16 protein-coding genes and 1 pseudogene are annotated in these 14,998 nt (G+C 73.5%); 6 read left to right on the forward strand and 11 right to left on the reverse strand.

What is annotated here, in order from left to right; translation table 11 throughout:
• Window positions 1-65: 65 nt before the first annotated feature.
• The 6 genes from LG396_RS30300 to LG396_RS30325 all read right to left on the reverse strand — a co-directional run bounded on the left by LG396_RS30300 (window position 66) and on the right by LG396_RS30325 (window position 5,876).
• Window positions 66-932 carry an LLM class flavin-dependent oxidoreductase gene (locus tag LG396_RS30300; protein WP_037740114.1) on the reverse strand — a complete coding sequence of 289 codons (867 nt, stop codon included), beginning with the start codon at window positions 930-932 and terminating at the stop codon, window positions 66-68.
• A gap of 58 nt (window positions 933-990) precedes the next feature.
• Window positions 991-1,152 (reverse strand): hypothetical protein, encoded by a 162-nt coding sequence (locus LG396_RS30305; protein ID WP_158693828.1) that lies wholly within the window; start codon window positions 1,150-1,152, stop codon window positions 991-993.
• A gap of 87 nt (window positions 1,153-1,239) precedes the next feature.
• A complete protein-coding gene (gene tsaE / locus LG396_RS30310) occupies window positions 1,240-1,794 on the reverse strand; it encodes a tRNA (adenosine(37)-N6)-threonylcarbamoyltransferase complex ATPase subunit type 1 TsaE (RefSeq protein WP_225797213.1) in 555 nt (184 codons plus the stop codon).
• A gap of 11 nt (window positions 1,795-1,805) precedes the next feature.
• On the reverse strand, window positions 1,806-3,140 hold the full coding sequence (locus LG396_RS30315; protein WP_225797214.1) for an alpha/beta fold hydrolase: 1,335 nt from the start codon (window positions 3,138-3,140) through the stop codon (window positions 1,806-1,808).
• Window positions 3,133-4,377 (reverse strand): alanine racemase, encoded by a 1,245-nt coding sequence (gene alr, locus LG396_RS30320; protein ID WP_225797215.1) that lies wholly within the window; start codon window positions 4,375-4,377, stop codon window positions 3,133-3,135. Before alr ends, LG396_RS30315 begins: the two co-directional genes overlap by 8 nt.
• Before the next feature lie 26 nt (window positions 4,378-4,403).
• Window positions 4,404-5,876 carry an NAD(P)H-hydrate dehydratase gene (locus tag LG396_RS30325; RefSeq protein ID WP_225797216.1) on the reverse strand — a complete coding sequence of 491 codons (1,473 nt, stop codon included), beginning with the start codon at window positions 5,874-5,876 and terminating at the stop codon, window positions 4,404-4,406.
• A gap of 392 nt (window positions 5,877-6,268) precedes the next feature.
• Between LG396_RS30325 and LG396_RS30330 the strand changes: the two genes are divergently transcribed.
• The 3 genes from LG396_RS30330 to LG396_RS30340 are packed head-to-tail and all read left to right on the forward strand — an operon-like array spanning window position 6,269 to window position 8,696.
• Entirely contained in the window at window positions 6,269-6,706 is a 438-nt protein-coding gene (locus tag LG396_RS30330; RefSeq protein ID WP_225797217.1) for a zinc metalloprotease, read from the forward strand.
• A 12-nt stretch (window positions 6,707-6,718) separates the two neighbouring features.
• Complete coding sequence (locus LG396_RS30335) at window positions 6,719-7,354, forward strand: hypothetical protein (RefSeq protein WP_225797218.1); 636 nt, start codon at window positions 6,719-6,721, stop codon at window positions 7,352-7,354.
• Between the two features lie 46 nt (window positions 7,355-7,400).
• Window positions 7,401-8,696 carry a S1 family peptidase gene (locus LG396_RS30340; RefSeq protein ID WP_225797219.1) on the forward strand — a complete coding sequence of 432 codons (1,296 nt, stop codon included), beginning with the start codon at window positions 7,401-7,403 and terminating at the stop codon, window positions 8,694-8,696.
• Window positions 8,697-8,795: 99 nt separating this feature from the next.
• Here the strand turns inward: LG396_RS30340 and LG396_RS30345 are convergent, their stop codons facing one another.
• Window positions 8,796-9,629: a S1 RNA-binding domain-containing protein gene (locus LG396_RS30345; RefSeq protein WP_225797220.1), complete on the reverse strand. Its 834-nt coding sequence runs from the start codon at window positions 9,627-9,629 to the stop codon at window positions 8,796-8,798.
• Between the two features lie 50 nt (window positions 9,630-9,679).
• Window positions 9,680-10,039, reverse strand: a pseudogene (locus LG396_RS30350) (IS630 family transposase); the annotation flags it as partial.
• Window positions 10,040-10,058: 19 nt separating this feature from the next.
• Between LG396_RS30350 and LG396_RS30355 the strand changes: the two are divergent.
• Entirely contained in the window at window positions 10,059-10,433 is a 375-nt protein-coding gene (locus LG396_RS30355) for a holo-ACP synthase (RefSeq protein WP_018834809.1), read from the forward strand.
• 18 nt (window positions 10,434-10,451) lie between these two features.
• On the opposite strand, the gene LG396_RS30360 is transcribed toward LG396_RS30355, so the two are convergent.
• Window positions 10,452-10,718, reverse strand: a complete 267-nt coding sequence (locus LG396_RS30360; RefSeq protein ID WP_100299290.1) for a hypothetical protein — start codon at window positions 10,716-10,718, stop codon at window positions 10,452-10,454.
• A gap of 128 nt (window positions 10,719-10,846) precedes the next feature.
• Here LG396_RS30360 and coaA point away from each other — a divergent pair, with 128 nt between their 5' ends.
• Complete coding sequence (gene coaA / locus LG396_RS30365; RefSeq protein ID WP_018834811.1) at window positions 10,847-11,809, forward strand: type I pantothenate kinase; 963 nt, start codon at window positions 10,847-10,849, stop codon at window positions 11,807-11,809.
• Between the two features lie 41 nt (window positions 11,810-11,850).
• Complete coding sequence (locus LG396_RS30370; protein ID WP_225797221.1) at window positions 11,851-12,843, forward strand: DUF389 domain-containing protein; 993 nt, start codon at window positions 11,851-11,853, stop codon at window positions 12,841-12,843.
• An 81-nt stretch (window positions 12,844-12,924) separates the two neighbouring features.
• On the opposite strand, the gene glmM is transcribed toward LG396_RS30370, so the two are convergent.
• A complete protein-coding gene (glmM, locus tag LG396_RS30375; RefSeq protein WP_026276084.1) occupies window positions 12,925-14,289 on the reverse strand; it encodes a phosphoglucosamine mutase in 1,365 nt (454 codons plus the stop codon).
• A 174-nt stretch (window positions 14,290-14,463) separates the two neighbouring features.
• A complete protein-coding gene (rpsI, locus tag LG396_RS30380) occupies window positions 14,464-14,961 on the reverse strand; it encodes a 30S ribosomal protein S9 (RefSeq protein ID WP_018834814.1) in 498 nt (165 codons plus the stop codon).
• Between the last annotated feature and the right edge of the window lie 37 nt (window positions 14,962-14,998).

Consider the following 14,998-nt stretch of genomic DNA (forward strand, 5'->3'; position numbering starts at 1 on the left):
CCGTACGTTTCCCGCCACACGCCACGCGCCTTGCCGCGGCCCGGCGGTCCGGCAGTCCCGCGGTCCTACAGCCCGGCGGCCTCCGCGAGCAGCGGGACCTGCCCCACGTCCGGGTTGCAGGGGAACAGCACCAGCTCGCCGCAGCCCGCGTCCGCGAACGCGGCCTTCGCCGCGGCGATCGCCTTCGGCGAGGTCAGCGCCCCCTCGACGATCCTCTCGGCGAAGTCGCCGAGGAACCCGTAGTAGTCCAGCAGGTAGTCGCGGGCGTGCTCCTCGGCGCTCGGGCCGAGGCTCGCGTACGCGAGTGCAGCCACCCGCGGCTCGCCCTCCCGGCCCGCCTCGCGCCACGCCGCCTTCGCCTTCTCGGCGCCCGCGGCCAGCTGCTCGGGCCGCCCGCCGCCGAGGATCCACCCGGCGCCGTACTCCGCGACCCGCCGGTACGTCGCAGGTGCGTCGCCGCCGAAGAGCATCGGCGGCCCGCCGGCCTGCACCGGCGCCGGGCCCACGGGGTGGGCGCGGCCGCGGGCTTCCTGGTTCCACACGGCGCGCATCTCGGCGAGCTGGTCGTCGAAGATCCGGCCGCGCCCGGTGAACGGCACTCCCGCCGCCTCGTAGTCGTCCTGCCGCCCGCCGACGGCGGCGCCGACGGTGAGCCGGCCGCCGGAGAGCACGTCGACGGAGGCGAGCTGCTTGGCCAGCAGGGCGCCGTTGCCGCGGTACGGGGCGATGAGGATGGTCGTCGTCAGGCCGATCCGCTCGGTGACGGCCGCGGCGGCGGCGAGCGTGGGGATCGTTTCGAGGTTGCCGTAGACGACGCGGTCGATGGTGCCGAGGGTCGAGAACCCGGCCTGCTCGGCCGCGACGGCCCACTCGGGGATCAGCTTGCCGGGGATGCCGGTGATGGTGGAGGGAAGTCCGATGCCGATGTCCATGCCGGGCAGCCTAGATCCCGCGGGAGGGCCACGGGGCCTGACCTCGTCCTACGCCGTCCTACGCGGCGTGCTGCTCCGGTGCGGCGGGGGCCTCCGGGGCCGTCTCGCCCGCCTCTGCTCCGGGCGCGGGCGGCGTCGAGACCGCCTCGGCCGCCGCGCAGGCGGCGAGCAGCTCGGCGACTCCCACGGCGGGGCGCTGCTCGTCTTCCTCAGGTGCCATACGCCCATGGGACCACGCCCGCCGACCTGGGGCAACGATATGCCGACAGCACGTCGGCATATTTGTCGGAACGTACAGCACTGCTGTTCAGGTGCGGGCGAGCGCGGCCAGCGCGCCGTGCGCCCAACGGTCGCCGACGCCGGTGACGGTGACGCGCCGCACGTCGGCCCCGTCCGCCTCGTCTGTCCCGTCCCCGTCCGCGTCCGCCGCCGGCCCGGGCGCACCGCCCGTCCTGCGTTCGATGACGACGTGCAGCCTGTCCTCGGCCAGCTCCTCGACCTTGCCCTCGCCCCACTCCACGACCACGACCGACTCGGGCAGCGACACGTCGAGATCCAGGTCCTCCATCTCCTCCAGGCCGCCGCCCAGCCGGTAGGCGTCGACGTGGACCAGCGGCGGCCCGCCCGAGACGGACGGGTGCACGCGCGCGATGACGAACGTCGGCGACGTCACCGCCCCCCGCACCCCGAGCCCGGCCCCCAGCCCGCGCGCGAGCGTCGTCTTGCCCGCGCCCAGCGCCCCGGTGAGCAGCACGAGGTCCCCGGCGCGCAGCACGGCGGCGAGCCGGCGGCCCAGCTCCTGCATCTGTTCGGGCGACTCGACGGTCAACTGGACGGCGGTGGGGGTCGCGGCGGCGCTCATGGCACTGGATGTTAGAGGGTCCGGCGCGACGTCCCGCGCGGGCGCCGTACGGGACCCGTCCCGGGCCGTGCTCCCGGACCCGCCCCCGGCCGCTTTCCCTTTCCCGGTCCCGCTTCCGGCTCCGCCCCTGACCCCGCGCGGATCTGCACGCCGGCGCGGGCGAGCAGCGCGGCCAGCGCGTCGTTCACCCGGTCCGGGCGCTCCAGCAGGGCGAGGTGCCCGGCGTCCTCGACGACCTCGAACGCGGCGTCGGGCAGCCGCGCCGCGATCCGCTCGCTGTGCGCCGGGGGCGTCACCATGTCGCGGTCGCCGACGAGGACGAGCCCGGGGAGGTCCCGGAAGAGCGCCACGGCCTCGTCCTTCTCGTGCACGGCGAACGCCGGGTAGAACTCGGCGACCACGTCTATCGGCGTGCTCTCCAGCAGCCGTTCCGCGAACCGCGCGACGCCCGGGTCGACGCCCTCGGTGCCGAACGAGTAGTGCTTGATGATCCCGGCGAAGAGGTCGGCCGTCGCCTGCCGGCCGCGCTCGGCCAGCTCGGCGCGGCTGCCGAGGGCCCTCAGCACGCCGGGCACGAAGTGCCGTACGGCCCAGGCGCCGGCCGCGGGCAGGCCGAACGTGACGCGGCCGAGGTCGCCCGCGGAGGTGCCGAGGAACGCGGCGCCGGCCACCCGGTCCCGTACGAGGTCGGGGAACTGGTCGGCGAGGGCCATGACCGTCATGCCGCCCATCGAGTGCCCGACGAGCAGCAGCGGGCCCTCGGGGGCGGCGGCGTCGAGGACGGCCTTGAGGTCGCGGCCGAGCTGCTCGATGGTGACCGGCTCGTCGCCGGCGAGCTGGGAGATGCCGCGGGCGGAGCGGCCGTGGCTGCGCTGGTCCCAGTAGACGGTGCGGACGCGGCCGCGGAGGGCGGCGCGCTGGAAGTGCCAGGAGTCCTGGGTGAGGCAGTAGCCGTGGCTGAAGACGACGGTGAGGGGGGCGGGGTCGCGGCGGCCGGCGAAGCGGCGGCGCCTGCGGCGGGGGGCGGTGGTGCCGGCCGGGTCCGGGGTGGTCCCGTCGGGGGCCGCCGGCGGGAAGTCGTCGGCCTCCTCGACCTCGTAGTACAGCTCGGTGCCGTCGTCCGCGACGGCCGTGCCCGGGGTGCCGCGGAGGGTGCCGTACGGGCCGGCGGCGTCGAGGGCCTGCCGGGCCCGGCGGCGTACGCCGCGGCCCATCGCGAGGCGCTCCGCCGCCACGGCGGCGGCGGCCCCGGCGGCGAGCACGCCGATGGCGGCGCCCGCGATCCCGGCGCGGGACCAGCCGCCGGCGGCGGGAACGGGGACGGGGGCCGGGGCGGGGTCAGCCATGGTGGGAGCCGGGGCGGTGGGGGTCGGTGTCCGTGCCGGCGCCTGTGCCCGTACCCGCGTCCTCGTCCACACCCGTGTCGTCCATGGGGATGGCATCCCCCGCCGCGCCCACGTACACGCGCGGAACGCGGGGTCCGATCCGCGTGACGATCTCGTACCCGATCGTGCTCGCCGCCCGCGCCCAGTCCTCGGCGGTCGGCTCGCCGTGGTCCCCGGCGCCGAACAGCACCGCCTCGTCGCCGACCGCCGCCGTGTCCCCGCCGAGGTCCACGACGAACTGGTCCATCGCGACCCGCCCCGCGACCGTCCGCCACTTCCCGGCGACGAGCACGGGCCCCGTGCCGGACGCGTGCCGCGGGACCCCGTCCGCGTAGCCGACGGGCACGAGCGCCAGGGTGGTCCGACCGGGGGTGACGTAGTGGTGCCCGTACGAGATGCCCAGGCCGGCCGGCGCCTCCTTGACCTGCGCCAGGGCCGCCTTGAACGCCATCACCGGCCGCAGCCCGAAGTCCGCGGGAACGCCGACCTCCGGGCTCGGCGACAGCCCGTACGACGCGATCCCGGGCCGGACGAGGTCGAAGTGGGCGTCGGGGAGGGTGAGCGTGGCCGGGGAGTTCGCCATGTGCCGCACCTCGGGGCGCAGTCCGGCGCGCTCGGCGACGGCCAGGGCGTCGCGGAAGGCGGCCAGCTGGCCGGGCACGGAGGGGTGGGCGGGCTCGTCGGCGCAGGCGAAGTGCGACCAGACGCCGGTGACCTCGATGACGCCCTCGGCCTCGGCGGCGCGGGCGGCGGCGACGAGCTCCGGCCAGTCGGCGGCGAGGCAGCCGTTGCGGCCGAGGCCGGTGTCGGCCTTGAGCTGTACGCGCGCGGTGCGCCCGGCGGCGCGGGCGGCGGGCAGGAGCTCGCGCAGCGCCCACAGGCCGCTGACGGTGATGTCGAGATCCGCCTCGACCGCATCCCGCCACGGCCCGCCGGGCGTCCACAGCCAGCACAGGATCCGCCCCCGGTCGCCGGCGGCCCGCAGCTGGAGCGCCTCCTGCGGCGTGGCGGTACCGAGCCACTCGGCGCCCGCGGCGCGCGCGGCGCGGGCGCAGGGCACCATGCCGTGCCCGTAGGCGTCGGCCTTGACGACGGCCATGAACTGCGCGCGCGGGGCGATGCCGCGCAGGGCGCGGATGTTCGCGCCGTACGCGGTGAGGTCGATCTCCGCGCGGGCGCGGAGGGGGGAGTCGGTCATCTGTGCCAGTCTCGCATTCCGCCCGGTCAGGCTGCGCGTACGTCGCGCCAGACGGCGGGGAGGGCGTCGGGGAGTTCGTGGGCGGTGATCGGGGCGCCGGCGGCGAGGGTGCGGGCGGCGAGGCCGTGGAGGTACGCGCCGACGGAGGCGGCGTCGCGGGCGGCGAGGCCGGCGGCGAGGAGGGCGCCGGTGAGACCGGAGAGGACGTCGCCGCTGCCGGCGGTGGCGAGCCAGGCGGTGCCGGTGGGGTTGAGGCGTACGGGGTGCTCGTCCACGGGGGCGGCGACGAGGGTGGTGGAGCCCTTGAGCAGGGTCGTCGCCCCGTACGCGGCCGCCAGCGACCGTACCGAGGCGAGCCGGCGGGCCTCGACCTCCGCGCGGTCCACGCCGAGGAGCGCCGCGGCCTCGCCGGCGTGCGGGGTGAGCAGCGTCGGGGCGGACCGGCGCCGCACCCGTACCCGGTCCAGCAGCCGCAGGCCGTCGGCGTCCACCAGCACCGGCACGTCGGTGGCGAGCACCTGCTCCAGCACCTCCTCCGCACCCGGCCCGTCCCCCAGGCCCGGCCCGACGACCCACGCCTGCACGCGGCCCGCCTTCCCCGGCGGCCCGGGATGGACGAGGGTCTCCGGGTACCGCGCGATGACCGCCCGCGCCGCGGGCCCCACGTACCGCACGGCGCCCGCCCCGCCGCGCAGCGCGCCGCCGACGGCGAGCACGGCGGCACCGGGGTAGCGCTCGGAGCCGGCGACGACGCCGACGACGCCGCGCCGGTACTTGTCGCTCTCCGCGGTCGGCTCCGGCAGCAGCGCCGCGACGTCGGCGTGCTGGAGGGCCTCCAGCTCAGGCACCTCCGGCAGGTACGGGCCGAGGCCGATGTCGACGAGCCGCAGCGCGCCGGCCCGCTCGGCGGCGGGGTCGACGAGCAGGCCGGGCTTGTACGTACCGAAGGTCACGGTGGCGTCGGCGGCCACGGCCTCGCCCCGCACCTCGCCGGTGTCGGCCTCGACGCCGCTGGGGAGGTCGACGGCGAGCACGGGGGCGCGGGTGTCGCGGACGAGGCGCATGAGCGCGGCGGCGGGGGGCCGCAGGCCGCCGGAGCCACCGATGCCTACGATGCCGTCGAGGACGAGGTCGACGCGGTGGAACACGCGGCACAGGGGCGCACCCAGGTCGCCACCCTCCTCCGCGGGAACGACCCACCCCCCGGCGGCCCACAGGGCGGCGAGCCCGCCCTCGTGCGCACGGTCGGGCCGCAGCAGCACGGCGGTGACCCGCGCCCCGCGCCGCGCGAGCCGCGCCCCGGCGTACAGCGCGTCCCCGCCGTTGTCCCCGCTCCCCACGAGCAGCACCACGCGCCGCCCGTACACCCGCCCCAGCAACCCGGCCGCGGCGGCGGCGAGCCCCGCGGCGGCCCGCTGCATGAGCACCCCGTCGGGCAACCCGGCCATGAGCGCCGCCTCGGCACGACGCACCGTCTCCACCCCGTACGCACTCCTCATACCCCTATCCTCCCCCGCCCCCGCAAGCCTCGCAGCCGGGTATCCGAGCCTGCACGGACGAGAAGAGCGTGGGGGGAGGGTGCGGGAGAGGCGAAGGCCATTACCGGCGACTGCGCGTCGTGCACGGCCCTGCGCCGCCGATTGCGCACAGTGCACGGTGGTCACATCGCCGACGTCTTCTTAAAGTCGCGCCAATGACGCGGGTCACTCACACGCGAGCGGCCGATTCGCGTCGACCAGGCGTACGCGAAAGGCGGCTCATGGCGAGGATACGCAATCTCCGGATATCCGTCCGACGCGTCACCCTGCGCTGGACGTTGGTCAGTTGTGTCGCGCCCTTCGGAACGGAACTGGGGACGACTCCGGCGCACGCCGACTACCTTGAGGGGGGCATGAGCACGCCGGTGTTCAGCATCCAGACCTACGGCGTGAACGACACCTGGGCGAACTGGTTCAACGGCGCACGCCACCGCTGGAACGACACCCCCACCCCCGCGTCGATCCGCCGGACCATCAAAGATGTGCCGCGGGACATCACCGCCGGCCGCTACGACGACTCCTGGTCCGGCAATTACATGTACGCGGGCACCCGCGAGCGCCGCACCTTCCTGATCCGCGTGAACGCCCGGCGCCTTGCGGAGGAGATCGAGCCCGGCGGGCGGGGCTTCGCGCTGGCGGCGATCGGCACCTCCGTGCACGAACTCGGTCACGCGCTGTCGCTCGCCGACAACCCGGAAACCTCGCGCTCGTCGATCATGAAGTACAGCAGACCGCTGACGCGCACCCACCCCTATGACTATGACATCGACGAAGTGAACCGCATTTACTGAGAGGTCTCGATCGTGAAGCTCGCCACCACCGTCGCGGCCGCTTCGTTGCTGCTTTCGCTGGCCGCCTGCACGAGTTCGGACGACGGGAAGAGCACGGATGGCGGAAAGAGCACGCCCGCCCGGCAGGAGTCCGTGGTCACCTATGCCGCCGAATATCCCGCGTACGACTCGGTTGAATCGCTCTCCGAGGCCGCCGACCTGATAGTCGAGGGCACCGTCGTCTCCTCGACGGTCCGGGAGATCGACATCGCCCTGCCTGCCGGGGAAGGCGGCGGCGATCCGCGCACCGACCCGGGACAGGGCGCGGAGGACGCCGACGAGGAGGCCGTGTACGTCTACACGGTCTACGACGTCGAAGTGACCTCCGTCCACAACGGAACCGCAGAACCGGGACAGACCATCGAGGTGAAGCAGCTCGGCGGCACGCTGGACGGCGTCGAATACGTCGAAAACGACACCGTCCCCTTCACCGAAGGGGCATCCCACGTGCTGTTCCTCAGCACGTCCGTCAATCCCGACGTACCGCACTCCCTGCTCAACCCGGTGCAGAGCGCGTACCTCAAGGACGGCCGGGAGCTCCGGCCCGTGCATCCGGACAACCAACTGCCCATGACCAGCGGCGAACTCGCCGACCTCACCCGCCGCTGAACCGGCGCGGATCCGGTCGAACCACGTCCGACAGGAGGAGGGCGAAGTGCCTGGAGCACCAAGGCGGCGGCGAGCGCTGACCGCCGTCATGGCGGCGGTGGTCGCGGCCGGAGCGCTGTCCGCCTCGCCCGTGGGCGCGTCCCCGGGAGCGCCCGCACGGGTGTCCGGGGCGGCCGGGCCGGCGTCAGGGCTGGACGCGGAGTCCAGGGACGCGGTTCGGGCGTTCCAGCGGGCGTTTCCCGGGGTGAGCGACGAGGATGCCTGGCAGCGGATCGGCGAGGAGGACGCCCGGTCCGCGCTGATCGGCGAACTGGCCGCGACCGAGGCCGCGACCTTCGGCGGATCCTGGTACGACGGAGCGACCGACACCCAGCACCTCCAGGCCACCACGGCCGAGGCGGCAGACCGCTACGCCAGGCGCGCGGCGGACGAGGACATCAAAGCCCGGGTCCACCGGGTGGAGTTCACGCAGCGCGAGCTGACCGCCGAAATGGCCCGGGCACTGGCGGGCACGCACGCCGTGCTCGGCTCCGCGGCCCGGGACCACGCGGGCGTGGACGTCCGGGCGAACAGGGTCGTCGTGCAGCCGTCCGACGCCGACCTGGCCGGTGTGCGGGCCCGCCGCGCGTCGCTGCCGGAGAGCATCGTGGTCCGGCCGCGTGACGACCGCGCCGAGGCCGTCGCGGACGCCTGCCCGAGCAGGTCGCACTGCGACCGCCCGCTGCGCAGCGGGCTGGAGCAGTGGAAGGGCGAGCAGGGCAACCCGACGTGCTCGCTGGGGTTCACCGCCCGCGGCACGCTGTATCCGGCGCGCAAGTACGTCGTCACCGCCGGCCACTGCGGCGGGATCGGCGATACCTTCGGCCACTACACACACGAGTTCGGGCAGGTCGAGCGGCACCGGAACTCCGGTGACGTCGACGCACTCGCGGTCCGGATCACCAACGCGTACTGGCTGAACGCCAGCTTCGGCTGGATCTACCGGCCGAACGGCGACGGCCGGCCGCCGCTCGCGGTGGACGCACGGCTCGACAGCGAGAGCGCGATGCAGGCGGGCCAGACCGTGTGCCTGACGGCCCGTAACTCGACGGCCGGAAACCGCTGCGGAGTGGTGGACGCGGTCGACAGCAGCCACCGCGGCATGACGCGGGTCGGCGGCCTCGACGCCTGTCCCGGCGACAGCGGAGGCGGGTGGTACCGCAAGTCGGACGACCGGCGAACGGCGTACGGCATCCACAGCGACAGCGCGGAGGGCTGCCACACCGCGGGCGGAGTCTCCTACTTCAGCACGTTGCCGAGCGTGGAGGAGGCACTGGGATTGGAAGCAGAGGTCCAAAGCTAGTGCTGTGACCGCGTAGGTTCGCCGGGTTGAGGCATGGCCCTGCCCCGAAGGCACGGAGCACTCGTGTAGGGGAACCCTTGTGACGGTGACGTCCAGGTGTCATCGAGAGTCAGGTGACGCCTGCCGTCGCGAGAGGGTCAGCGTGCGCCGCTCTCGGTCGACGTCCGTGACGACGACCATCACCTCGGCGCCGGCCTCAACGACGTCCTGTGGAGTTGCCACGGGCGTCGAGGTGAGCTCTTGAAGACGGACCAGTCCCTCAATGCCGTCGGCGACCTGGACGAAGACGCCGAACGAGACCAGTTTGGTGACCTGTCCCTGCAGCGTTTGGCCGACCGCGATGCTGTCGGCGAATGCCTGGAAGGGGTCCGGCTGTGTCGCTCTCAGGGAAAGTCTGGCCTCTCCGTTCCATGTGTCGAACTGGAGGAACTCGCACGAGACGCGCTGCCCGACCTGAACGACGTCCGAAACTGCGTCGATGTGCCGCCAGGACAGTTCGGGAATCGTGATGAACCCGACGCCGGGGAAGACCGGATGGTCGGGGCCGTCGTCCAGCGCCACGAACACGCCGAACCGTTCGATGGCCGTGATCGTGCCGGAAAGGATCTCGCCGCGGTGACGTGATTTCAGGAACGCCCACAGTTCCGGGTTCTCAGTGGCGGTCATGGCCAGCCTGGCGTGGCCCTCATCCAGGTCAACGGCGATCACCTCGGCGGTGATCCGCTGGCCGCCCTTCACGGCCGCAGACCGATTCCCTCTCCAGGAGACGTCCGAAGGCCAGATGCTCCCCAGCGGGTGCGCGGGGAATCCGTCCAGGGTGACTGTCACCCCCCGAGACCGTGTGACCTCTGCGACAATCCCACTGCAGAGGTCGCCGATGCGGATTCCTGCCAGGAACTCCCGAGAATCCTGATCGTCCGACGCCGCCCCCATGCCGTCCAGCCTCTCATGGAGAGCCGTGCGCTGGCTCGGGGATGGTGTTGTCAGGCTGCGGCCTTGAGGATGCAACCGCCCCAGCGGATGCCTCTCTCACTGCGGACCCGGGCGCGCTCACGGCGTTCGGCGGCCAGGACATCGCGGTGGCGGGCGTCGGCGTTGCGCCACCGCAGGTAGGCGTGCAGGGCCCGGGTCTGCACGGTGTGGTTGGGGTAGTTCGAGTTGGCGATGGTGAACTGCCGCAGCGGCCCGAAGTGTGCCTCGATCGGTTTCGCCCACGAGGCATAGGTCGGCGTGAAGCACACCTCGACCCCCCACAAGCTGTCGTCACCGACCGAGTAGCAGCCGTGGAAATACCGGACTCCGTGGGTGCGGTGGTAGGTGGCCGGCAGCCGGGCGGGTGCCCCACCGGTTACTCTGCCGCGCATGAGTGGAATCGTCGGGGTCGGTATCGATGTCGCCGAGGTGGGGCGGTTCGGGGCCGCGTTGGAGCGGACGCCGGAGTTGGCGGATCGGTTGTTCCTGCCTGCCGAGCAGGTGCTGCCCGACGGGGGGCGCCGGGGGGTGGCCTCGCTGGCGGTGCGGTTCGCGGCCAAGGAGGCGTTGGCCAAGGCGCTGGGGGCGCCGCCGGGGCTGCACTGGCACGACGCCGAGGTGTGCGTCCACGACAACGGGCGGCCCCATCTGCGCGTGCGCGGCACCGTCGCCGCGCGGGCCGCCGAGCTGGGGGTGCGCAGCTGGCACGTGTCGCTGAGCCACGACGCCGGGGTCGCCTCCGCCGTCGTCATCGCCGAGGGGTGAGCACGGGCCGACCGCGCTCTACCTGCCCCACGCCATCCTCTCCACCGCCTCCTGCACCAGCGCCAGGTACTCCACTTCCTCGCAGCGCGGCTTGCTCCCCATGCGGTACAGGTCCAGCGACTCGACCAGGTCCTCCCCCAGGTCCTCGTCCGGCAGCTCCGCCGCGAGGTCGCCGCGGACGCGGCCCGCGAACGCCTCCCGCGTGCTGCGGACCCGCCGCCGCCGGGCTCCCGCCGCCGCGAGCTGCTTGCGTCTCTCGTGCCATACCGTCTGCAGCGCTGACATCTCGCCCCCCAGGAATCGAATGCTTATGCGGACTTTAGCCCTCCGCCGGAGCCCGGCCTAGAGGTACGGCACGCCCCGCCCGCGCGCCCGCCCGCGGGCCCCCGCACAATGGCCCCGTGGCCTCGCCGATGAGCACGCACAGCCCCTCTCCCTACGTCGACCTCTCCCGCGCCGAGTGGAGCGCCCTGCGCGACCGCACGCCGCTGCCGCTGACCGCGGCGGAGGTCGAGCGGCTGCGGGGGCTCGGCGACGTGATCGACCTGGACGAGGTACGGGACATCTACCTCCCCCTCTCCCGCCTGCTCAACCTCTACGTCGGCGCCACCCACGGCCTCCGGCACGCCGTCAACACCTTCCTCGGCGGGCCCGGCGAGACCGCGAAGCCCCAGGCCGGCACCCCCTTCGTCATCGGGCTCGCCGGCAGCGTGGCCGTCGGCAAGTCGACCGTCGCGCGGCTGCTCCAGGCGCTGCTCGCGCGCTGGCCCGAGCACCCGCGCGTGGAGCTGGTCACCACCGACGGGTTCCTGCTGCCCAACGCCGAGTTGGAGGCCCGCGGGCTGATGTCGCGCAAGGGCTTCCCCGAGTCGTACGACCGGCGCGCGCTGACCCGCTTCGTCGCCGACGTGAAGTCCGGGAAGGACGAGGTCACCGCGCCCGTCTACTCCCACCTCACGTACGACATCGTCCCCGGCGAGCGGCTCAAGGTGCAGCGCCCCGACATACTCATCGTCGAGGGCCTCAACGTGCTCCAGCCCGCGCTCCCCGGCCGCGACGGCCGCACCCGCGTCGCGCTCGCCAACTTCTTCGACTTCAGCGTGTACGTGGACGCGCGCATCGAGGACGTCGCGCGCTGGTACATGGAGCGGTTCCGCAAGCTGCGCGAGACGGCGTTCCAGAACCCGCTGTCGTACTTCCGCCGCTACGCCGACGTCCCGGAGGCCGAGGCGATGGCGTACGGCGAACGCAACTGGCGCACGATCAACGAGCCCAACCTCCGCCAGAACATCGCCCCGACCCGCGGCCGCGCCACCCTCATCATCCGCAAGGGCCCGGACCACAAGGTCCAGCGGCTGTCCCTGCGCAAGCTGTGACAACCCGCGGCACCGGCACCGGCACCGGCTAGCCTCCCTCCATGCTGCACCTGCGGATCCAGTGCCCCGCCGACCGTACCGACGAGGTCGTCGGCCTCCTGCACAAGACCGTCGGCACCGCCCACCTCGCCGTGCTCCGCGGCGCCTCCCTCGACCCCGTGGGCGACGTCGTGCTGTGCGACGTCGCCCGCGAGGCCGCCGACAAGCTGCTCCAGGAGCTGCGCGTGCGCGGGCTGTACGACGAGGGGGCGGTCTGCGTCGACCAGGTCGACCTGACGCTCTCGCGCCGCGCCGACCGGGCCGAGGAGGCCGCGCCGGGTGAGGCGGCGGACGCGGTGGTGTGGGAGTCGCTGGTCGAGGAGACGCACGAGGAGTCGACGCTGTCGATCACGTACCTCGCCATGCTCGGCGTCGCCACCCTGCTCGCCGCCTGCGGCGTGATGATCGACAGCGCGATCCTCATCGTCGGGGCGATGGCGGTGGGGCCGGAGTTCGGGCCGGTGGCGGGGCTGTGCGTGGCGCTGGTGCAGTGGCGGTCGCGGCTGGCGGCGCGGTCGCTCGGGGCGCTGCTCGCGGGGTTCGCGGCGGCGATGGCGCTGACGGTGGGGTTCAGCGTGATGATGGATGCCTTCGGGCTGTTCGCGGAGACTGATCTGGAGGCCGTGCGGCCGCAGACGGGGTTCATCTTCGCGCCGGACTGGTTCTCGTTCATCGTGGCCCTGCTGGCGGGTGCGGCGGGCACGCTGTCGCTGACGTCGTCGAAGTCGGGCGCGCTGGTGGGCGTCGCGATCTCGGTGACGACGGTGCCGGCGGCGGCCAACGCGGCGATCGCGCTCAGTTACGGCGATTGGGGCCAGGCCCGCGGCTCGTCCGAGCAGTTGCTGCTCAACCTGCTGGGCATCGTCGTCGCCGGGACGCTCACGCTGCTGGTGCAGAAGCTGTACTGGGCCTGGCACGCGGAGCAGACGCTCGGCCAGCACGTCCAGCAGACGCGGGGAGCACACCACGCGCACCACCAGAACCGGCGGCTCTGACGGCCCGGACGGCCCGACCGCCGTACGCCGTACGCCACGGCAGCCCCGCACGGCGTACGGCAACGGCGTACGGCAACGGCCTCAGCCCAGCGCCGACTTCACCACGTCCGCCAGCCGCCCCGCCACGGACCGGGCCTGGTCGGTGTCGGCCGCCTCCACCATGACCCGCACCAGCGGCTCCGTACCGGACGAGCGCAGCAGCACCCGCCCCGTGGCGCCCAGCTCGCGCTCGGCCTCCAGGACCGCCTGGCGCAGCTCCGGGGAGCTGGCGACCCGGGACTTGTCGACGTCCCGCACGTTGATCAGCACCTGCGGCAGCCGCTCCATCACCCCCGCCAGCTCCGCCAGCGGCCGGCCGCTGGCGGCCACGCGGGACGCGAGCAGCAGGCCGGTCAGGGTGCCGTCGCCGGTGGTGGCGTGGTCGAGGACGATGACGTGCCCGGACTGCTCGCCGCCGAGGGCGTAGCCGCCGCGCTTCATCTCCTCCAGCACGTAGCGGTCGCCGACCGCGGTCTGGATCAGCTCCACGCCCTCGCGCTCCAGCGCGAGCTTGAAGCCCAGGTTGGACATGACGGTGGCGACGACGGTGTTCTTGCGCAGCCGGCCCGCCTCGCGCAGGCCGAGGGCGAGCACGGCGAGGATCTGGTCGCCGTCGATCTCCTTGCCGCCGGCGTCGACGGCGAGGCAGCGGTCGGCGTCACCGTCGTGGGCGATGCCGAGGTCGGCGCCGTGTTCGACGACGGCGGCGCTGAGTTGGTCGAGGTGGGTGGAGCCGAAGCCGTCGTTGATGTTGAGGCCGGTGGGGTCGGTGCCGATGGGGATCACCTCGGCGCCGGCCCGCTGGAACGCCTCGGGGGAGACGCGGGCGGCGGCGCCGTGGGCGCCGTCGACGACGACCTTGAGCCCGTCGAGGCGGTGCGGCAGGACGCCGACCAGGTGGGCGACGTAGCGGTCGAAGCCCTGCTCGTAGCGCTGGACGCGGCCGACGCCGGCGCCCGTCGGGCGCTCCCAGGGCTCGCCGCGCTCGTGCTTGTGGTAGAGCGCCTCGATCTCGTCTTCCAGCTCGTCGGAGAGCTTGTGGCCGCCGCGGGCGATGAACTTCACGCCGTTGTCGGGCATCGGGTTGTGGCTGGCGGAGAGCATCACGCCGAGGTCGGCGCCGAGCGCGCCGGTGAGGTACGCGACCGCGGGGGTCGGCAGCACGCCCACGCGCAGCACGTCGACGCCCGCGCTGGCCAGTCCGGCGACGACGGCCGCCTCCAGGAACTCTCCGGACGCCCGTGGATCGCGCCCGACCACCGCCTTCGGGCGCTGGCCGGCCGGCTGGGCGGCGTCGGCGATGGCGAGCACGTGTGCCGCCGCCACGGACAGCCCGAGGGCCATCTCCGCGGTGAGGTCCGCGTTGGCGACGCCGCGCACGCCATCGGTGCCGAAGAGTCGTCCCACTGATCTCCTCCGAGTGCTCCCGAGTGCTCAATTCTGAGCGAATACGTTCGACTACGGACCGTTAATAGTCCTAACGTGACCATACCCGCCGACCGTATGCCGACCATACAAGCGCGCCCCGGCGCCCCCCGATCTCCGGGGGCGCCGGGGCTGAGCACAGTAGCAGTACGATGATCAGCGCTTGCTGTACTGCGTTCCCTTACGGGCCTTCTTCAGACCGGCCTTCTTCCGCTCGACCGCGCGGTCGTCACGGGTCAGGAAGCCGGCCTTCTTCAGGGCACCGCGGTTGTTGTCCGCGTCCGCCTCGTTCAGCGCACGGGCCACGCCCAGGCGCAGCGCACCGGCCTGGCCGGAGATGCCGCCGCCGGCGATGCGGGCGACGACGTCGTAACGGTCGTCCAGCTCGAGCACCTTGAAGGGCTCGTTGACTTCCTGCTGGTGCACCTTGTTGGGGAAGTACCCCTCCAGGGTGCGGCCGTTGATCTTCCACTTGCCGGAGCCGGGGACGATGCGCACCCGGGCGATGGCGTTCTTGCGGCGGCCGGTGCCCGCGGCCGGCTGCGGGTCACCGAAGCGCGCCGCGACGGACTCGGTGGTGTAGTCCTCGGCGGGCGTCTCGGTGGTGTACTCCTCGACGTCCTCGACGGGCGCCTCAGCGGTGGTCTCAGCCACGATTCTCCTCAGCTTCTCTGTCTCTAGGGGGTGTGGC

This window comes from Streptomyces aculeolatus (genome assembly GCF_020400605.1).
Taxonomy (GTDB): domain Bacteria; phylum Actinomycetota; class Actinomycetes; order Streptomycetales; family Streptomycetaceae; genus Streptomyces; species Streptomyces aculeolatus.

Excerpts from the sequence above, each read along its gene's own strand:
- LG396_RS30300 (WP_037740114.1), bottom strand. The coding sequence starts at position 932 with ATGGACATCGGCATCGGACTTCCCTCCACCATCACCGGCATCCCCGGC.
- LG396_RS30305 (WP_158693828.1), bottom strand. The coding sequence starts at position 1,152 with ATGGCACCTGAGGAAGACGAGCAGCGCCCCGCCGTGGGAGTCGCCGAG.
- tsaE (WP_225797213.1), bottom strand. The coding sequence starts at position 1,794 with ATGAGCGCCGCCGCGACCCCCACCGCCGTCCAGTTGACCGTCGAGTCG.
- LG396_RS30315 (WP_225797214.1), bottom strand. The coding sequence starts at position 3,140 with ATGGCTGACCCCGCCCCGGCCCCCGTCCCCGTTCCCGCCGCCGGCGGC.
- alr (WP_225797215.1), bottom strand. The coding sequence starts at position 4,377 with ATGACCGACTCCCCCCTCCGCGCCCGCGCGGAGATCGACCTCACCGCG.
- LG396_RS30325 (WP_225797216.1), bottom strand. The coding sequence starts at position 5,876 with ATGAGGAGTGCGTACGGGGTGGAGACGGTGCGTCGTGCCGAGGCGGCG.
- LG396_RS30330 (WP_225797217.1), top strand. The coding sequence starts at position 6,269 with ATGAGCACGCCGGTGTTCAGCATCCAGACCTACGGCGTGAACGACACC.
- LG396_RS30345 (WP_225797220.1), bottom strand. The coding sequence starts at position 9,629 with ATGGGGGCGGCGTCGGACGATCAGGATTCTCGGGAGTTCCTGGCAGGA.
- LG396_RS30355 (WP_018834809.1), top strand. The coding sequence starts at position 10,059 with ATGAGTGGAATCGTCGGGGTCGGTATCGATGTCGCCGAGGTGGGGCGG.
- LG396_RS30360 (WP_100299290.1), bottom strand. The coding sequence starts at position 10,718 with ATGTCAGCGCTGCAGACGGTATGGCACGAGAGACGCAAGCAGCTCGCG.
- coaA (WP_018834811.1), top strand. The coding sequence starts at position 10,847 with ATGAGCACGCACAGCCCCTCTCCCTACGTCGACCTCTCCCGCGCCGAG.
- LG396_RS30370 (WP_225797221.1), top strand. The coding sequence starts at position 11,851 with ATGCTGCACCTGCGGATCCAGTGCCCCGCCGACCGTACCGACGAGGTC.